Origin of the sequence: Collimonas fungivorans Ter331 (assembly GCF_000221045.1) — a bacterium.
Taxonomy (GTDB): domain Bacteria; phylum Pseudomonadota; class Gammaproteobacteria; order Burkholderiales; family Burkholderiaceae_D; genus Collimonas; species Collimonas fungivorans_A.
In genome coordinates this window covers 3259231-3275389 of the sequence record NC_015856.1, presented here as the reverse complement: position 1 = coordinate 3275389, position 16159 = coordinate 3259231, and the positions used below count along the sequence as shown (strand labels likewise).

16 protein-coding genes are annotated in these 16159 nt (G+C 60.5%); 11 read left to right on the top strand and 5 right to left on the bottom strand.

Annotated elements, in window-relative coordinates; genetic code table 11:
* Window positions 1–236 precede the first annotated feature (236 nt).
* The 3 genes from CFU_RS14185 to CFU_RS14175 are packed head-to-tail and all read left to right on the top strand — an operon-like array spanning window position 237 to window position 4076.
* Window positions 237–1481 (top strand): SfnB family sulfur acquisition oxidoreductase, encoded by a 1245-nt coding sequence (locus CFU_RS14185; RefSeq protein ID WP_014006730.1) that lies wholly within the window; start codon window positions 237–239, stop codon window positions 1479–1481.
* A gap of 4 nt (window positions 1482–1485) precedes the next feature.
* The gene (locus CFU_RS14180; RefSeq protein ID WP_041742079.1) at window positions 1486–2694 is read left to right on the top strand and encodes an SfnB family sulfur acquisition oxidoreductase; all 1209 of its coding nucleotides are present in this window, start codon (window positions 1486–1488) and stop codon (window positions 2692–2694) included.
* An 8-nt stretch (window positions 2695–2702) separates the two neighbouring features.
* Entirely contained in the window at window positions 2703–4076 is a 1374-nt protein-coding gene (locus CFU_RS14175; RefSeq protein WP_014006728.1) for an LLM class flavin-dependent oxidoreductase, read from the top strand.
* A 1-nt stretch (window position 4077) separates the two neighbouring features.
* Here the strand turns inward: CFU_RS14175 and CFU_RS14170 are convergent, their stop codons facing one another.
* A complete protein-coding gene (locus CFU_RS14170; RefSeq protein WP_014006727.1) occupies window positions 4078–5376 on the bottom strand; it encodes a cation:proton antiporter in 1299 nt (432 codons plus the stop codon).
* A 56-nt stretch (window positions 5377–5432) separates the two neighbouring features.
* Window positions 5433–5714: a hypothetical protein gene (locus CFU_RS24560; RefSeq protein WP_148264848.1), complete on the bottom strand. Its 282-nt coding sequence runs from the start codon at window positions 5712–5714 to the stop codon at window positions 5433–5435.
* Window positions 5715–5742: 28 nt separating this feature from the next.
* On the opposite strand from CFU_RS24560, the gene CFU_RS14165 reads away from it, so the two are divergent.
* Both CFU_RS14165 and CFU_RS14160 read left to right on the top strand, forming a co-directional pair.
* Window positions 5743–6084 (top strand): hypothetical protein, encoded by a 342-nt coding sequence (locus tag CFU_RS14165; RefSeq protein WP_041742078.1) that lies wholly within the window; start codon window positions 5743–5745, stop codon window positions 6082–6084.
* 8 nt (window positions 6085–6092) lie between these two features.
* Window positions 6093–7163 carry a DNA topoisomerase IB gene (locus CFU_RS14160; RefSeq protein ID WP_014006725.1) on the top strand — a complete coding sequence of 357 codons (1071 nt, stop codon included), beginning with the start codon at window positions 6093–6095 and terminating at the stop codon, window positions 7161–7163.
* Window positions 7164–7171: 8 nt separating this feature from the next.
* On the opposite strand, the gene CFU_RS14155 is transcribed toward CFU_RS14160, so the two are convergent.
* Entirely contained in the window at window positions 7172–7723 is a 552-nt protein-coding gene (locus CFU_RS14155; RefSeq protein ID WP_014006724.1) for an NADPH-dependent FMN reductase, read from the bottom strand.
* 214 nt (window positions 7724–7937) lie between these two features.
* Here CFU_RS14155 and CFU_RS14150 point away from each other — a divergent pair, with 214 nt between their 5' ends.
* On the top strand, window positions 7938–8897 hold the full coding sequence (locus tag CFU_RS14150; protein ID WP_041742076.1) for a cation diffusion facilitator family transporter: 960 nt from the start codon (window positions 7938–7940) through the stop codon (window positions 8895–8897).
* Between the two features lie 70 nt (window positions 8898–8967).
* Window positions 8968–9753, top strand: a complete 786-nt coding sequence (locus CFU_RS14145) for an enoyl-CoA hydratase (RefSeq protein ID WP_014006722.1) — start codon at window positions 8968–8970, stop codon at window positions 9751–9753.
* Between the two features lie 30 nt (window positions 9754–9783).
* Here the strand turns inward: CFU_RS14145 and CFU_RS14140 are convergent, their stop codons facing one another.
* A complete protein-coding gene (locus CFU_RS14140) occupies window positions 9784–10767 on the bottom strand; it encodes a bifunctional helix-turn-helix transcriptional regulator/GNAT family N-acetyltransferase (RefSeq protein ID WP_041742075.1) in 984 nt (327 codons plus the stop codon).
* A 145-nt stretch (window positions 10768–10912) separates the two neighbouring features.
* Window positions 10913–11626, bottom strand: coding sequence for a phosphatase PAP2 family protein (locus CFU_RS23375; protein ID WP_014006720.1), 714 nt, complete (start codon window positions 11624–11626; stop codon window positions 10913–10915).
* Between the two features lie 639 nt (window positions 11627–12265).
* Here CFU_RS23375 and CFU_RS24555 point away from each other — a divergent pair.
* From CFU_RS24555 to CFU_RS14115, 4 genes are all read left to right on the top strand, one after another.
* On the top strand, window positions 12266–12463 hold the full coding sequence (locus CFU_RS24555; protein ID WP_148264847.1) for a hypothetical protein: 198 nt from the start codon (window positions 12266–12268) through the stop codon (window positions 12461–12463).
* Between the two features lie 257 nt (window positions 12464–12720).
* A complete protein-coding gene (gene epsL / locus CFU_RS14125; RefSeq protein ID WP_014006719.1) occupies window positions 12721–14025 on the top strand; it encodes an XrtB/PEP-CTERM-associated polysaccharide biosynthesis outer membrane protein EpsL in 1305 nt (434 codons plus the stop codon).
* 10 nt (window positions 14026–14035) lie between these two features.
* Window positions 14036–15418: an undecaprenyl-phosphate glucose phosphotransferase gene (locus CFU_RS14120; protein ID WP_041742073.1), complete on the top strand. Its 1383-nt coding sequence runs from the start codon at window positions 14036–14038 to the stop codon at window positions 15416–15418.
* Window positions 15419–15509: 91 nt separating this feature from the next.
* Window positions 15510–16028, top strand: coding sequence for a hypothetical protein (locus CFU_RS14115; RefSeq protein ID WP_148264846.1), 519 nt, complete (start codon window positions 15510–15512; stop codon window positions 16026–16028).
* The last annotated feature ends 131 nt before the right edge of the window (window positions 16029–16159 follow it).

Genomic DNA, 16159 nt, shown 5'->3' with positions numbered 1-16159 from the left:
CGCGGTCCTTCGATGTAATGGATGATTGACCGCGGCTCCAGGCCTGCCTTGCTGTATTCCTTGTTGTATCTACCTGATCTGAACTGCATCGCGTGAAAAACCGGTAAAACGTTTTTCGCATACCCTCCTGCGTTTTTCTTATTGGACGCAAGTTGCGCCCGCAAGCTATCGTTTCCTCTTCCGCAATAAAGCGCAATCACGAGTTGTGCTTAAGCGCGCCACAGAAGAGGTGATTCATGTCGTCTACCGCGACAATCGCAATTGAAGAAAACCAGGCCGACCTGTTACCCCGGGTCGTTCCGGCGCACCGCATCGGCAGCGACCACGAGGCATTGGACATAGCACGTGCGCTGGCCGCCGAATTCCGCACCGGCGCCAGCGAGCGCGACCGCGAACGGCGCCTGCCGTGGGCGGAAATCGAAAAATTCTCGGCCAGCGGCCTGGGCGGCATCAGCGTGCCGCGCGCATTCGGCGGCGCCGAGGTTTCCTATCGCACGCTGGCCGAAGTATTTCGCGTGCTGTGCTCGGCCGATCCTGCACTGGGACAGATCCCGCAAAACCATTTCGGCATCCTCGGCGTAGTCGCGCAGAACGCCGACGCCGCGCAGAAGGCGCGCATCTACGCCGACGTGCTGGCCGGCCAGCGGATCGGCAACGCCGGCCCGGAACGCGGCACCAAGAACATTCTCGAGATGAAAGCGCGCTTGCTGGAAACGCCCAGCGGCTATCGCCTCAACGGCAAGAAATTCTATTCCACCGGCGCCTTGTTTGCGCATTGGGTGCCGGTCAAGGCGCTCGATGAACAGGGGCGCGTGGTGCTGGTGTTCGTCAAGCGCGGTACGCAAGGCCTGACCGTCGTCGACGACTGGTCCGGTTTCGGCCAGCGCACCACCGCCAGCGGCACAGTGCTGCTGGATAACCTGCCGGTGGCGGCGGAAAATGTCATATCGCTGCACAAGCTGGCCGAGCAGGCCAGCATCCAGGGCCCGGTGTCGCAACTGATCCAGGCGGCAATCGACGCCGGCATTGCCGAAGCCGCGGTGGACGACGCCATCAGCTTTGTGCGCACCCGGTCCCGCCCCTGGGCCGACAGCGGGGTGGAGCGCGCCAGCGACGATCCTTACATCATCCGCGATATCGGCGACCTGAAGATCCGGCTGCATGCGGCTAACGCGCTGCTGGCCAAGGCCGCCGGCGTGCTCGACCAGATCTCCGCCGTGACGATCGACGCCGAAGCCTCGGCGCGCGCTTCGATTGCCGTCGCCAAGGCCAAGGTGCTGACCACCGAGATCGCCTTGCACGCCAGCGAAAAACTGTTTGAACTGGCCGGTTCCGCCGCCACCCTGGCTGAACATAACCTGGATCGCCACTGGCGCAACGCGCGCACCCATACCTTGCACGATCCGGTGCGCTGGAAGCTGCACGCCATCGGCAACTATGTGCTGAACGGCATTGCGCCGGCACGCCACTCCTGGAACTGACATCATGACCAACCCTATCAAAGCCGCCGAAGGCCCGGTGGTGCGTATCCTCGACGATATCCAGGCGCTGGCCGCGGCCCGCGCGCTGGCAGCCTCGTTCAGCAAGGAAGCCAGCCTGCGCGACCGCCAACGGCAGCTGCCGCTGAATGAACTGGAACAGTTTTCCCGCTCCGGCCTGTGGGGCATTTCCGTACCGCGCGCCTACGGCGGCGCCGGCGTCTCGTTTGCCACGCTGGCTGAAGTGATCGCCACTATTGCCGCAGCCGACGGTTCGCTGGGACAGATTCCGCAGAATCATTTTTATGCCGTCGAGATCCTGCGCGTCAACGGCAGTGAAACGCAAAAGCGTTTTTATTTCGAGCGGATCCTGGCCGGCGAGCGTTTCGGCAATGCGCTGGCGGAACTCGGCACCCGTACTTCGCAGGAACGGCGCACCCGCCTTAGCAAGGAAGGCGACGGTTTCCGCATCAACGGCCGCAAATTTTATGCGACCGGCGCGCTGTATGCGCATCGCATCCCGGTGTCGGTGATCGACGACGACGGCGTGCAGCAGCTGGCGATCGTCAAACGCGATGCGGCCGGCGTCAACGTGATTGACGACTGGTCCGGTTTCGGCCAGCGCACTACCGGCAGCGGTTCGGTGGTGCTGGACAACGTGTGGGTTGAGGCGGAGGAGGTGCTGCCGTTCCAGAGCGCCTTTGAACGTCCGACGTCGCTGGGGCCCGTGGCGCAATTGCTGCATGCGGCAATCGATGTCGGCATCGCCCGCGCTGCGTTGCATGATGCGGCGATATTCGTGCGCACGCGTTCGCGCGCATGGATCGACAGCAAGGTCGAGCGTGCGATAGACGATCCGTTGACCGTGCGGGAATTCGGCGACTTGGCGGTGCGCCTGGCCGGCGCCGAAGCTTTGCTTGAACTGGCGGGGGAAGCGGTGGACCGTGCCGCAGCGGCGCCCGATATTGACAGCGTCGCCGCCGCCTCGATCGCGGTGGCCGAAGCGCGCGTGCTGACCACCGAAATATCGCTGGCGGCGGGCAGCAAGCTGTTCGAACTGGCCGGCACGCAGGCGACCTTGTCCGAGCATAACCTCGACCGTCACTGGCGCAATGCGCGCACTCACACCTTGCACGATCCGGTGCGCTGGAAATATCACGCTGTCGGCAACTATTACCTGAACAATAAAAATCCGCCGCGTCACGGCGCCATCTAGGTCCTAGCATGCCGAAGAAACAAATCCGCCTCAACGCCTTCAACATGAACTGCGTGGGGCATATCAACCATGGCCTGTGGACCCATCCGCGCGACCGCTCGAGCGACTACACCAGCATCGAATACTGGACCGAACAGGCCAGGCTGCTGGAGCGCGGCAAGTTCGACGGCCTGTTCCTGGCCGACATCGTCGGCGTCTACGACGTCTATCAGGGCTCGGCCGACCTCACCTTGCGCGAATCGATACAGCTGCCGGTCAACGATCCGCTGCTGCTGGTGTCGGCGATGGCCGCAGTCACCAAACACCTCGGTTTCGGCGTCACCGTCAACCTGACCTACGAAGCGCCGTACCTGTTCGCGCGCCGCATGTCGACCCTGGATCACCTGACGCGCGGCAGGATAGGCTGGAATATCGTCACCGGCTACCTCGACAGCGCAGCGCGCGCCATGGGCCTGAGCCAGCAGCCGGAGCACGATGCGCGTTACGAGCGCGCCGAAGAATTCATGCAAGTGCTGTACAAATTGTGGGAAGGCAGCTGGGAAGACGGCGCCGTGTTGCGCGACCGTCAGCGCCGGGTATATGCCGATCCTGCCAAGGTACACCGCATCAGTCATCGCGGAGAGCATTACCAGGTGGACGGCTATCATCTGAGCGAGCCGTCGCCGCAGCGTACGCCGGTGCTGTACCAGGCCGGCGCTTCGGATCGCGGCCAGCAGTTCGCGGCGGCCCATGCCGAATGCGTATTCATCTCTAGCCAGAAGCCGGAAGCGGCGCGCAAGCTGGTCAGCGATTTGCGCGACCAGGCGCAGCTGGCGGGCCGCCGCCGGGAAGACCTGAAAATCTTCATGGGCATCTCCGTGGTCGTTGCGCCGACCGCTGCCGAGGCGCGCGAGAAATATGCCGAATACTGCCGCCATGCCAACCCGGAAGCGGGCCTGGCGCATTTTGCCAGCGGCACCGGCTTTGATTTTTCGGCTTACGGCATCGACGAAGCCATCAAGCCGGCCAGCAGCAACGCCATCCAGTCTTCCGCCAAGGCGGTGACGGCGGCCGACGCCGGCTGGACGGTGCGCAAGCTGTTGGACCAGCTGGCGCTGGGCGGCCGTTATGTCACCATTGTAGGTTCGCCGCAGCAGGTGGCGGACCAGCTGGAGGCATGGGTCAGGGATACCGATATCGACGGTTTCAACCTGACGCGCACGGTGGCGCCGGAGAGTTTCGAAGATTTCGTCAACCTGGTGATCCCCGAGTTGCAGGCGCGCGGCTGTTACAAGCTGGAGTACGAAGAAGGCACGCTGCGCGAGAAACTGTTCGAGGCCGGACAGCCGACCTTGCCCGCCAGGCATCCGGCCGCAAACTACCGCCAAGCCGGCCAAGCCTGATTCAGCGCCGGCGGCGCTGGTACATGTCCATCAGCGGCGTCGACGAAATGCCATGCATGACGATCGACATCGCCACCACCGTCAACACCATCGAGCTGATGTGCGGCGCCAGCGCGGCAGAGCGGTAGCCGTCGGGCGCGGTCCAGTGGTATTGCAGTGCGAACACCAGGTAATACAGGGAGCCTATGCCCTTGATGCCGAACCATGCCATCAGGCGCCGCTGCAGAGGCGTGACATCGGCGCCCACCAGGGCCAGCGCCACCGAAAGCGGCCGGATCACGAAAAACAGCAGCAGGGCAAGCAGCGCCCCTGCCGCCGAAAAGCCGATATGCGACAGCAGGATGCCGGTCAGGGTCACCATCAGGAATTCGGCAAACTGTTCCAGCTGCATGTTAAAGCCGAGCACCGTTTCCGTCATGTAGGCGGAGGCCTTGGCCGGATGAGTCGCCACTTCTTCCTTGTCGGCCGCCTGGGGCATGTGCGACACGGTCGGGGGTTGATTAGGATCGACCCCTTGCTGGCCGCTGTTGGTCGATTCGATGCGGCGCATCGCCACGCCGGCGGCGAACACCGCCAGGAAACCGATGCCGTGCACCAGTTCAGTCGCGCCATAGGCCAGCGCGATCAGGCCGATGCCAAGGAACTCTTCCATCCCCAGCGCCAGCCGGAACTGCCGCCGCAAGCCGACTACCAGCCGTCCCAGCAGCCAGCCGAGAAACCAGCCGCCGACCAGCCCAGCCAGCACACCCCAGGCGATATGCAGCATGGCGTAATCGTTGGTGTAAGCAGCCGCCGCGGGCACGCCGAGCAACGCCAAGCCAAGCATCACGAACGGAAAGGCGGTGCCGTCGTTCAGGCCGCCTTCGCCGGTCAGGCTGTAGCGGATGCGGTCGCGGTCGCTGACGTGCTTGATCTGGACGTCGGAAGCCAGCACCGGGTCGGTCGGCGCCAGGATGCCGCCCAGCAGGATTGCCGCGCCCAGCGGCAGATCGAAGATGAACAGGCCGGCCAGCGTTAGCAGCGGAATCGTCACCAGCATCGCCAGCACGCCCAGCCGCAGCGGCAGGCGCCAGATGCGGTCGCGGAACGGCAGGCGCAATTTCAGGCCGACAGTGAACAGGGACAAAAGCAGCGCCAGCTTGGCCAAGGTGGTCAGCAACTCGGCATGCTGGGCCGGCGCGACATTGATCAGGCCACTCACCGCTGGCCCGAGAATGTAGCCGACAGGCAGGTAAAACATGGCCGGGCTGACCGGCAGTCGATCCAGCAGGGAAGCCATCAGGCCCATGGACAACAGCAAGGCGCCGACGATCAGGTACCAGATGATTGATTGATCGATGGCAATACCTCCTCACCCTACAGAAAACGTTGTTGATTCAAGATGGCTGCGTCAAGACGGCTGCGCAAGCCGGCAGCTGCCGCTGGAGCTGTCAGTATGGGAGCCCTGGGCGGCACGATCTGTACGCTAACCAACAAAGCGGGCAGGGAAACGTGTTTCCTTTCTTTTGGTTTTGCCATCACGGCAAAAAGATTCAACGCAATGTTGAATAACGCACCGATCCGCAACGCGATACGTTTTATAAGGTGACTTATCGGGCACCCTGGCGGCGTGCGCTCATCGCCGCCGAGGGAAAACATTCAGTTTGTTTTTTTGAAAGGAATTGTCATGCCGGCAAATGCATGGAGCAAGAAGCGCGAACGCCAGTACGCGCATATCAAGGAAAGCCTGGTCAAGCACGGCAAACGTAACCAGCTCGCGGAAGAGATCGCCGCCCGTACCGTCAACAAGGAAAGGGCGCAGCACGGCGAGGCGGAACAGGCCAGCGGCTCGTCGGTAAAAGACATATCGGCCGGCCGGCGCGGCGGCCTGCGTTCGCACCGCGGCGCCGGCGGCCGCACTTTCGCGCAACTCTACAATGAGGCGAAGCAGCGCGGCGTCAAGGGGCGTTCCAAGATGAACAAGGCGCAGCTGGAGCATGCGCTGGGCGGCCGCCGGACCGGCGCCTGAGTCCGAGTTTGAGTCTGAGCCTGAGCCGCATGGGCGCAGCTGCCGCCGGCGACGCGCAGACAGTGCCGCCCGGGCTGATATATGTCAGCGACGGCGCCCCCGGTATCTGCCGCCTGCGTAAAGGCAAGGGTTTCACTTACCGCCAGGCCGACGGCATGCGCGTGAGCGATGCACGGCAACTGGAGCGCATCCGCAAGCTGGCCATCCCGCCGGCGTACGCCGCGGTCTGGATCTGCCCGTCGGCGCGCGGCCACATCCAGGCTACCGGGCGCGATGCGCGCGGCCGCAAGCAATACCTTTATCACCCGCAGTGGCGCCAGGCGCGCGACGAAACCAAATTCGACCGCATGGCCGATTTCGGCGCCGCCTTGCCGCGCATCCGGGCCAATGTAACGCGCGACCTGGAAGCGCTCGCCGGCCCCCGGGTTTTGCACCGGACGGTAGTGGCCGCAATCGTGCACTTGCTGGATACGACGCTGATGCGGGTAGGCAATCACGAATATGCGCGCAGCAATGCTTCTTTCGGCCTGACCACCTTGCGCAAGCGCCATGTTGCGGTCAGCGGCAGCAAGCTGCGGCTGCGGTTCCGCGGGAAAAGCGGCATTGCGCACGAAGTCAGGCTGGAGGACAAACGCATCGCACGGGTAGTGAAGCGCTGCCAGATATTGCCGGGCCAGGAACTGTTCCAGTACCTGGACGACGACGGCGCCGTCCATAGCGTCGGCTCCGCGGATGTGAACGAGTATCTGCAAGCCGCCAGCGATGGCGAATTCACGGCCAAGGATTTTCGCACCTGGCATGGCAGCGTGCACGCCTTGCAGCTCTGGCGCGGAATTGCAACCGGCGATAATCCCGATCCCGGCAAGGCGATCGTGAACCAGTTGCTGGCCGAGGTGGCCGCGCGCCTTGGCAATACGGTCACGGTCTGCCGCAAATCCTACATCCATCCGCGGGTGCTGGCGCTGCTGACGGGCGCGGCGCCGGCACGCTGGCTGCCGCCGGACCGGCCGCCGCCGCGCAAGTCAGGCCTGAGCGTCGCCGAACGCCGTTTCCTCAGGCTTTTGCACGCTCCAGACTAGGGCATTGCTCAGGCGTTGTGTGTTTTTACCCAGGCGACATAACTGTCCATCCAGGCCTGGAGGAACTTCTTGCTGTCCTCGCCGATATTGCCGGCGTCATCGAACAAGCCGTCCTTGGCCTGGATGAAAGCCTCGGGCTGGCCCAGCGTCGGCGCATCCAGGTAGGCCAGGACATTGCGCAGATGCTGTTGCGCCAGCGCCGTGCCGACGGCGCCGACCGATACCCCCAGGATGCCGGCCGGTTTGCCTTTCCAGGCGCTCTGGCCATAGGGGCGGGAAGCCTGGTCGATGGCATTCTTCAATACGCCGGGAATCGAGCGGTTATATTCGGCCGTCACGAACAGCAGGCCCTGGGCGGCGCTGACGGCAGCCTTGAGCCGCTTGACCGGCGCCGACTGGTTGCCGTCGTCGTCCTGGTTGTAGTGGGGCAGGTCATCGATCTGCAACTGCTCGAATACAAAGTCCGACGGCGCCAGCTTGGCGATGGCGCTGGCCAGCTTGCGGTTGAACGAATCGCGGCGAAGGCTGCCGACGACTACTGCGATCTTGTATTGACTCATGACGATCTCCGTTAAGTGAAGGTGGGGAAACGCCCGGACTACTTTATCCGGAAAACGGCTGCGTGTCTTTGCCCGGCCTTTTTGTTACTTAGCGTACAGACCGGAACACGATTGTCGAATATCGTATTGGCATCTCCCGGTAGAAACGGCAGCGGGGCCTGGTTTGTTGCTTGAATATCATCCGGTCCAGCGCCCGCTTTTTTCTTTAAATATAATGGCTGTCCCCTCAGGAAATTCATCGCGCACGATCATCTATGTTGCGCTTGCCGGCAACCTGCTGGTCGCCGCCACCAAGTTCGTGGCCGCTGCCTGGACCGGCAGCTCTGCCATGCTGAGCGAAGGCATCCATTCGGTGGTCGATACAGGCAATGAAATCCTGCTGCTGTATGGCATGCGCCGCAGCGCCGGCGGCCCTGACCGCGATCATCCGCTGGGCCATGGCCGCGAGATTTATTTCTGGAGTTTCGTGGTTGCACTTCTGGTTTTCACCTTGGGCGCCGGGGTATCCATCTATGAAGGCGTGACACATATACTGCAGCCGCAAGCGATTGAGGACGTGCATGTCAATTATGCAGTGCTCGCGCTATCGGCTCTGTTCGAAGGCAGTTCATGGGGGTTCACGCTGTGCAAGTTCAAGCAAGGCAGGCCCGGCATCGGCCTGTTGCGGGCGGTCCGGCACAGCAAGGATCCGCCTTCTTTCATCGTGCTGCTGGAGGATAGCGCCGCCCTGGCAGGGTTGCTGATCGCTTTTATCGGCGTGTATTGTTCGGTTGCGCTGAAACTTCCGGTCCTGGACGGCGTCGCGTCGATACTGATCGGCCTTGTACTGACGGCCACCGCGCTGATACTGGCGCGCGAAACCAAGGGCTTGCTCATAGGCGAAAGCGCGCATCAGAGCACGCTCGATTCAATCTTGCGCATAGCCGGAGATGTCGACGGCGTGGTGCACGCCCATCACCTGGTCACCGTGCACCTGGCGCCGCAGCAGATATTGGCCGCGCTCAGCCTGGAATTTGCAGATGAATTCCGTTCGCCCGACATAGAAGCTTGCGTGATTGAACTGGAAAAGCGCGTGCTGGCAAAACATCCGGCGGTGGTTGCCTTGTTCATCAAGCCGCAGACCTCGCACCACGTCAAAGAAACCGAACGGCTAGACCATGCGCCAATTCAATAGGGCAATCGATTGGCGCGGTAAAATAATCCGGCGCATGACAGGATCAACCAACCGGCTCGGGAGCATATCGATGGAAGCTAATCTTTTGACCATGCTGCAGAGGGAAGACAGCAACGGCGTGGCGACATTGCGGATGCAGCGGCCGCTGCAATTCAACGCTTTGTCCGAGGCGCTGCTCGATGCCTTGCAGCACGAGATCGATGCCATCGCCGCCGATCCCGCCATCCGCTGCGTCGTCCTGGCCGGCGCCGGCAAAGCTTTCTGCGCCGGGCACGATTTGCGGGAAATGCGCAGCCATCCGCAACTGGACTGTTACCGGCAGCTGTTTCTTCGCTGCAGCCGGCTGATGCAAAGCATCCAGGCGTTGCCGGTGCCGGTGATTGCGCGGGTGCATGGCGTCGCCACTGCCGCCGGCTGCCAGCTGGTCGCCAGCTGCGACCTGGCGATTGCCGCGGAGACTGCGCGGTTTGCCGTCTCCGGCATCAATGTCGGCTTGTTCTGTGCGACGCCGGCGGTGGCCCTGTCGCGCAATATTTCGCCAAAGCGCGCATTCGACATGCTGGTCACCGGGCGTTTCATCGACGCCGCCACGGCGGCTGACTGGGGACTGATCAACGAAACCGTAGCCGAAGAAGAGCTGGACGCAGCGGTAGCGCGCAAGGTAAGCGAAATCGTGGCAAAAAGCCCGGCGGCGGTGCGCTACGGTAAATCGATGTTCTACCGCCAGCGGCAGCTGGCCCTGGACGAGGCCTACGATTACGCCAGCGAGGTCATGGCGCGCAACATGATGGAGCAGGATGCCGGCGAGGGGATCGACGCCTTCCTCGGTAAACGCCAGCCGGTGTGGGCGTTCTGACGATGCTGCTGTCTCAGCCTGTCGTGCGTGTCAGCGGCGCTTTTTTGCCGAGCGGCGGCTGAACCTTTGTTCGACAACCACGGTTCCCCACTGTGATCCTTCGGCTTCCTCAGTCAGTTTGAAACCTGACGACTCGTACAGGTGGCGTGCGGCGTCGAGGCCTTTGAAGGTCCACAGGTAGGTCTGGTCGAAGCTGCCGTCGACAAAATCCATGGCGAGCGAGAGCAGTCGGCGGCCGACGCCTGATCCGCGCAATGTATCGTCGACGATGAACCAGCGCAGGTGGGCGACGCCGCTGCTCGTGTCGCCGTCTATCGCGATCGAGCCCAGCGTCTTGCCGTTTTCGACGTAGAGCCAGAGCGCCTTGCCATCGCAGGGCAGTTTCTCGGCAAATGCGGCCAGTTCGGTCGCCACCCTTCTTTCGAAGAAAACGCCGAAGCCCGAGGTCTGTGCATAGTAGCGTCCATGCAGGCTGGCGATATCGCCTATGCATCCGGGCCGGTAGCCCTGCAGGATCTGCTCGTCTATCGATGCGCCCGAAGGCGGCGCCTTGCCGGCGTTGTTCTGCGTCAGCGCATCGGTGTAAAGCGCAAGCGAGCGCACCAGGGTTTGCTGATCGGCGCGGCTCAGCTGCCGCAATGCGCCGGATACCTGGTCGGTGGCAAACCGGTCGATTTTCTTGCGCAGTTTCTGGCCCTCGCTGGTCAGATAGAGCATCAAAGAGCGGCCGTCGTCGTCCGAGTTCTCGCGCCTTATCAGTCCCAGTGCTTCAAGTTTTGCCACCTGCCTGCTGGTATTCGACTTGTCCAGCCGCAGCACGCTAGCCAGGTTGCGCGCCTGGATGCCTGGCACCAGGCCGATTTCGATGATGGCGTGCACGGCAGAGGGCGCAAGATCGCTCTCTGCCAGCGACGGCCGCATGAAACCCAGCTCACGCACCAGTTTCCGTGAAAACTCGCGCAGTTCCAGGATGGTGTGTTCCCGGGGTTTGGCAGGGAAGCTGAAGTAATTCATGGCGCCCTCAATAAAAGTTGCGTAGTGCAACAAATATACTTGCGTTGCGCAACTTTATCAAGTTGGGAAAAAAATAGCTCGATGACTTCTCGCGCCACAAAATTGCTCAATGCCGCAAGAAGTATTGGCAACGCAGACCTCGCCCTTACCTGGGAAAGTATTTCACTATCCCTTCCAGAAGCAGCCGCACATCCCCGAACATCATGCCTATTTCAGTGCTGACGATGAACAGCGCCGTCTGGTAGGCCGCGGGATATCGCTCCAGCAGCGTTGCGCTGCGTGCGTCGTATAGCTTGCTCACGCTGCTGCGCGTCGGCAAGGCGACACACGCTATTCCAAGGATTGCTCCCGCCGCAATGTCGGTGGGATAGTGCAAGCCAAGGTACACCCTCGGCAATGCGATGAAGACCAGCACATACAGATATAGCAAGGAACCGGCTTTCCGTGAAATCAGGAAAATTCCCGTCGCCAGGCTGAAGAACAAGGCAGCGTGGTCGCTGGGGAAAGAGCTCCATATGTACAAGGCCTGGCTCTCAGGCACCGGCAGGCCGATGTGCTCATGGTAGGCCAGCGCCGTGTTGGCGAAAGGCCGCGGCTGGTATGGGCCCAGATTGTTCGCGGTCCTGGCGATCAGCACCGCGACCACGCAGCCGATCAAGGTGCCGACGATGATCCGCCTGCTGTCCGATTTCGGATCGGCGTCCCTGAACCAGAAATACCAGAGTATGCCGATGATGGGCAGGCCCTTGAACAGGTTCGAGCCGGAAATGTAGTGAACGATCTGGTTGAAGGGGGCCGACATTGCTGTGAATTGAGATAGCCAATGCATCACCGCGAGATTCACATGGTTGTTCCACATTTTAATTTTCCTTTCGCGATTTTTCGGAAAAAGAATTTCGTTTTAATGGGCATACGATTTATAACATTTCTCGAAGTGATCTGCGAATTGACCTAATTGAATCCGCAGTCGCCATTTATGTAAAGGGATTTTTGCGATGAATTTATTGCTTTGCACAATGAGGCGTTTTTGAATGAAACTAGCGTCAATGGATGACTGTCAAAAATCCTCGAGGCATACGAAGAGGTGTCTGGAAATTTTTCAGAGGCACGTCGATCGGAGCACTGATAAATTTAGTTTGATTAATGCATTACATTGTGAAAGCCTTATGTTTATTGGCTTACAAGGGATGTGTAAAGAAATTTGTTGAATTGGAAATTTAATGTTTATCTGTATTTTCAAACAGTTAACGAAGTAGTTGTCAACGTGAGAACTGATGAGCGGAAACATGTAACAAATCGTTTCAATTCCGAACTAAATTTCTCATGCTGGTGTCATTATGTTGTCCTGCAACATGCGTTCGCAGTGCGATTTTTCCAGAAATGCCGACCGAATTCTGGCGTTCTCAGATTGTCAGAAACCGACCAACAGTTTCAACTTTATTCAGATTGCAGTATGAGCCGCAGTGGGCTCGATGAGCATCTTGTTAAGGGGAATATCATGCTGAAAACCGCTCAATCTCTCTGTGAGAATCTTGATCGCCCTGGAGTCTCCTTTGCCATAGATGCAAAGGATAAAATCCGCTCCTTGCAAACCGGTGTCCGCATGCCGGGCATCGCGCCGGTACCCGGCGTTTCCTGCTTTTCTTTCCATCCGCTCATATTTCATTCGTTGCCACAGCTGCCGTTGGCAGCTTGAATACATGCAGGCATTGTTGCCTGCTGCGCAGCTTTAGTTTTCTGCAACTGGTCGCCGAGGCGGGAATCCGTCTGCGATGAGGGTGCAAGGCCCGGTTTTTCGAAAGATTCAATATTTGATCGCTGACTGGTTTTCCGAAAAGCGAATCGATCCATAAACGGAAATTTCCACTGTGTCATTTCCGCGGCAAAAAACTACAAATACCCGGTCTGGATCGATGCATTAATGACGCAGCTGCTGCGTTAGAGAGGTGTGTAATGAACAGACGTTCAAAATCCGGCGCCCAGTTTTGCCGAACGCGATGGAAGATCGCGCCGTGGGAAATCTTTATCCTGCTGCCGATATGCTCTTGCGTCGCCACACAAGCCGGCGCCAGCGACCTGGTGCCGACCGACATCATGCCGCCCGCCGACATCGTGCAGCCGCCGGCGGACGCGATTACTCCCTATGCCGGCTACAGCGTCGGCTACGACAGCAACCTGCTGAGGCTGCAGAATTCCGCGGCCGCGCAAGCACTGGGAATAGGCAGCGACCTGTCCGACACCACGCAACGCTACCTGTTCGGCCTGGCCGTCGACAAGACGCTCAGCCGGCAGCACCTGACAGCCAACCTGAATGTGACCAAGGTCGACTACGACCGCTTCGGCGAACTCGATCATTACGACAAGAACCTGGCGGCGAACTGGAACTGGCATGCGGGCGACCATTTCGAAGGAAACGTCGGCGCCAGTTATTCGCAGGGCCTGACGCCTTTCATCGACTTCCATCTGCTGGAGCGCAATATACGGACCGAGGAAAACGCCTACGCCGACGGTTCCTGGCTGTTCCATCCGAGCTGGCGCGTGCGCGGCGGACTGACTTACACAAAACTGAAGTACGACCTGGCGTCGCAGCAACCGCTCGACAACACGCGCAACCAGACCGAAGCGGGACTGGATTATCTCGCCGCCAGCGGCAGCACCATCGGCCTGCAGCTGCGCCATACGCATGCCGATTTCCCGAATCCGGAACTGGACAACGGCTTGCTGGTGTTCAACGGCTATAACCAGGATGAAGTCAAAGCCAAGATCGACTGGCTGCTCACCGGCAAGACGCAGCTGCACTTCCTGGGCGGCTGGGTCAGCAGGAAACAGGATGCGGCCTCGGTCAGGAACTTCAGCGGCGTCAATTCCCGTCTCTCGGCGGACTGGTCGCCGACCGGGAAAATCGACGTCACCGTGTCCGGCTGGCGCGAGATCGGCGCGGTGGACGATCTGTCCACCATCTATTCCTTGAACCGCGGCGCCAGTCTTGCCTCGGCCTGGCAGTATTCGGAAAAAATCCGGCTGGTGGCGCAGGTCAAATACCAGAAACGGGATTTCGGTCCATCGGCCGGGACCGGCACCCTGGGCAATATCAACCAGAACGATATATTGCGCGACACCGCGCTGAGCGTGGTGTACAACCCGACGCAGCGCTGGCGCGTCCAGCTGTCCGGCATCCGCAGCACGCAGACCGTGAAAAGCGGGCCGGGCGGTTATGTCAGCAACGGCGTGACGCTCAACACGCGTTATGCATTCTAGGGGTGGAGAAATGACTGAGAACGACATCCCGCTGGTTTCTTTTTTCAAGCGCCTGCTTGACCCGCTCATTATCCTTGGTTCCCTGTACCTGATCGTCATGACCCAGGACGAAATATTCACCGGCGATTACCTGGTGCTGATGATTATCGCCTTCTTCATTTCCTCTTACGTCTACGAGCAGATCGACCTGTACCGCACCCTGCATATCGGCAAGCAGCTCGCCTATGCCGGCGATATCTTCATGGGCTGGGCCATCACCGTCATCATCCTGATCCTGATAGGCCAGGGAACCGGGCTGCGCTACGAGTTTTCGGACCGCGTCATCCTGGCCTGGTTTGCGCTGGCGCCTTTCGCGCTGCTAGCAAGCCGCCTCACGGCATACATGCTGGCTTTCCATTTCGGCCGTGAGCTTAGGCTGCGCTCGGCAATCATCGTCGGCTCCAACGATCCGATCGACGACGTCCTCAAGTGCCTGTCTTCCGGCAGCAATGCCGGCATCGACATGCGCGGCTTTTTCGATGACCGCGACCAGGTCGTCCGTCCGGCGGGGATAAATTGCCAGCATCTCGGCGCGATCTCGGACGTCGGTCCCTATGTACGCGCCCACAAGATACGCACCATCTTCATCTGCCTGCCGATGTCGGCGCAGCCGCGGGTGCTGGCGCTGATGGAGGAATTGCGCGACACCACGGCATCCGTCTATTTCGTGCCCGACATCTATACCTTCGGCCTGATCCAGGCGCGGCTCGACCACATCGCGGGGATCCCGGTGATCGGCATTTGCGAGACGCCTTTTATCGGCTTGCGCGGCGTCCTCAAACGCGGCAGCGACATCGTCCTGGCGCTGCTGATCCAGATCATGCTGTTGCCGGTGATGCTGGCGATCGCGATCGGCGTAAAGCTTTCTTCGCCCGGGCGCATCATTTTTGCGCAGCGCCGCTACGGGCTGAACGGAGAGGAAATCATCGTCTACAAATTCCGCTCGATGACGGTTGCCGAAGATGGCGCGGTGGTTGACCAGGCCAAGAAGAACGACGCCCGTGTGACACGCTTTGGCGGTTTCCTGCGGCGCACATCGCTGGACGAATTGCCGCAGTTCTTCAATGTTTTGCAAGGCCGCATGAGCATCGTCGGACCGCGTCCGCACGCCGTCGCCCACAACGAGATGTATCGCAAGCTGATCAAAGGCTACATGTTGCGGCACAAGGTGAAGCCGGGCATCACCGGCTGGGCGCAGGTGAACGGTTACCGCGGAGAGACCGATACCCTCGACAAAATGCGGTCGCGGATCGAGTTCGACCTGGAATACCTGCGCAACTGGTCGCTGGCGCTGGACCTGTGGATCATCGTGCGCACCGTCAAAGAGGTGTTGAAGAAAGATAACGCTTATTAAGCGCAACAGGAAGGCGTAACTGCGCGTCGGCGGAGACTGTTTTTGTATCAGACGGTTCAGGAAATGTGATGAATTTTACCTGGAGGGAATCATGCGAGGAATTGTACTTTCGATGAGTTTGCTGCTGGCTGCCTATTGCGGCCCCAGCCTGGCGGCGGCGCCGGTTTTCCAGCTGGGCGGACAGCCGGAACCCGTGAGCGCGTCGGCGGTGTATGGCTATCACCCCGGAAGCGAAGCTGCCGCTTCTGTTTCCGCATCGGCGATGGCGGAGATGGAAGCGGCGCAGCCCGAGGCAGCGCCGTCGCCGGACATCTTTGCCGCACGCAGCGCTCACGCCTGGCCTGCGGCCGGCATTGTGCCGACGGCATTTTCGACCGGCCCCGGGCTGCTCCAGGCTCCCAGGAAAATGGCGGTCGGCATCAATGGGCCGGATGACCTGCTGTTTTATTTTCTGAAGGATTTCAGGGCCAAACCGCCGCAAAAGCCTGCGCGCTGGGCGATGCTCCTGATCGCGCTCAGCTTGCTGCTGTACCAGATTCGCCGTCGGCCGATGCGCACCTCCATCGGTTTCGGTTCTGCGTCGCGGCTGGCCGCACAACATGCGGCATGATCCCGGCCACCATCGGCGTGCTGGCCGCAATGGCGCCGGTGGACATTGTCTTGATAACAGGAATCGGAGGAGTCGGATCTTGATGTGCTCTGAACGCATAGGCCGCAGGTCTCTCATCGACAACATGCTAG

Excerpts from the sequence above, each read along its gene's own strand:
- CFU_RS14185 (WP_014006730.1), top strand. The coding sequence starts at position 237 with ATGTCGTCTACCGCGACAATCGCAATTGAAGAAAACCAGGCCGACCTG.
- CFU_RS14180 (WP_041742079.1), top strand. The coding sequence starts at position 1,486 with ATGACCAACCCTATCAAAGCCGCCGAAGGCCCGGTGGTGCGTATCCTC.
- CFU_RS14175 (WP_014006728.1), top strand. The coding sequence starts at position 2,703 with ATGCCGAAGAAACAAATCCGCCTCAACGCCTTCAACATGAACTGCGTG.
- CFU_RS24560 (WP_148264848.1), bottom strand. The coding sequence starts at position 5,714 with ATGTTTTCCCTCGGCGGCGATGAGCGCACGCCGCCAGGGTGCCCGATA.
- CFU_RS14165 (WP_041742078.1), top strand. The coding sequence starts at position 5,743 with ATGCCGGCAAATGCATGGAGCAAGAAGCGCGAACGCCAGTACGCGCAT.
- CFU_RS14155 (WP_014006724.1), bottom strand. The coding sequence starts at position 7,723 with ATGAGTCAATACAAGATCGCAGTAGTCGTCGGCAGCCTTCGCCGCGAT.
- CFU_RS14150 (WP_041742076.1), top strand. The coding sequence starts at position 7,938 with ATGGCTGTCCCCTCAGGAAATTCATCGCGCACGATCATCTATGTTGCG.
- CFU_RS14145 (WP_014006722.1), top strand. The coding sequence starts at position 8,968 with ATGGAAGCTAATCTTTTGACCATGCTGCAGAGGGAAGACAGCAACGGC.
- CFU_RS14140 (WP_041742075.1), bottom strand. The coding sequence starts at position 10,767 with ATGAATTACTTCAGCTTCCCTGCCAAACCCCGGGAACACACCATCCTG.
- CFU_RS23375 (WP_014006720.1), bottom strand. The coding sequence starts at position 11,626 with ATGTGGAACAACCATGTGAATCTCGCGGTGATGCATTGGCTATCTCAA.
- CFU_RS24555 (WP_148264847.1), top strand. The coding sequence starts at position 12,266 with ATGCTGAAAACCGCTCAATCTCTCTGTGAGAATCTTGATCGCCCTGGA.
- epsL (WP_014006719.1), top strand. The coding sequence starts at position 12,721 with ATGAACAGACGTTCAAAATCCGGCGCCCAGTTTTGCCGAACGCGATGG.
- CFU_RS14120 (WP_041742073.1), top strand. The coding sequence starts at position 14,036 with ATGACTGAGAACGACATCCCGCTGGTTTCTTTTTTCAAGCGCCTGCTT.
- CFU_RS14115 (WP_148264846.1), top strand. The coding sequence starts at position 15,510 with ATGCGAGGAATTGTACTTTCGATGAGTTTGCTGCTGGCTGCCTATTGC.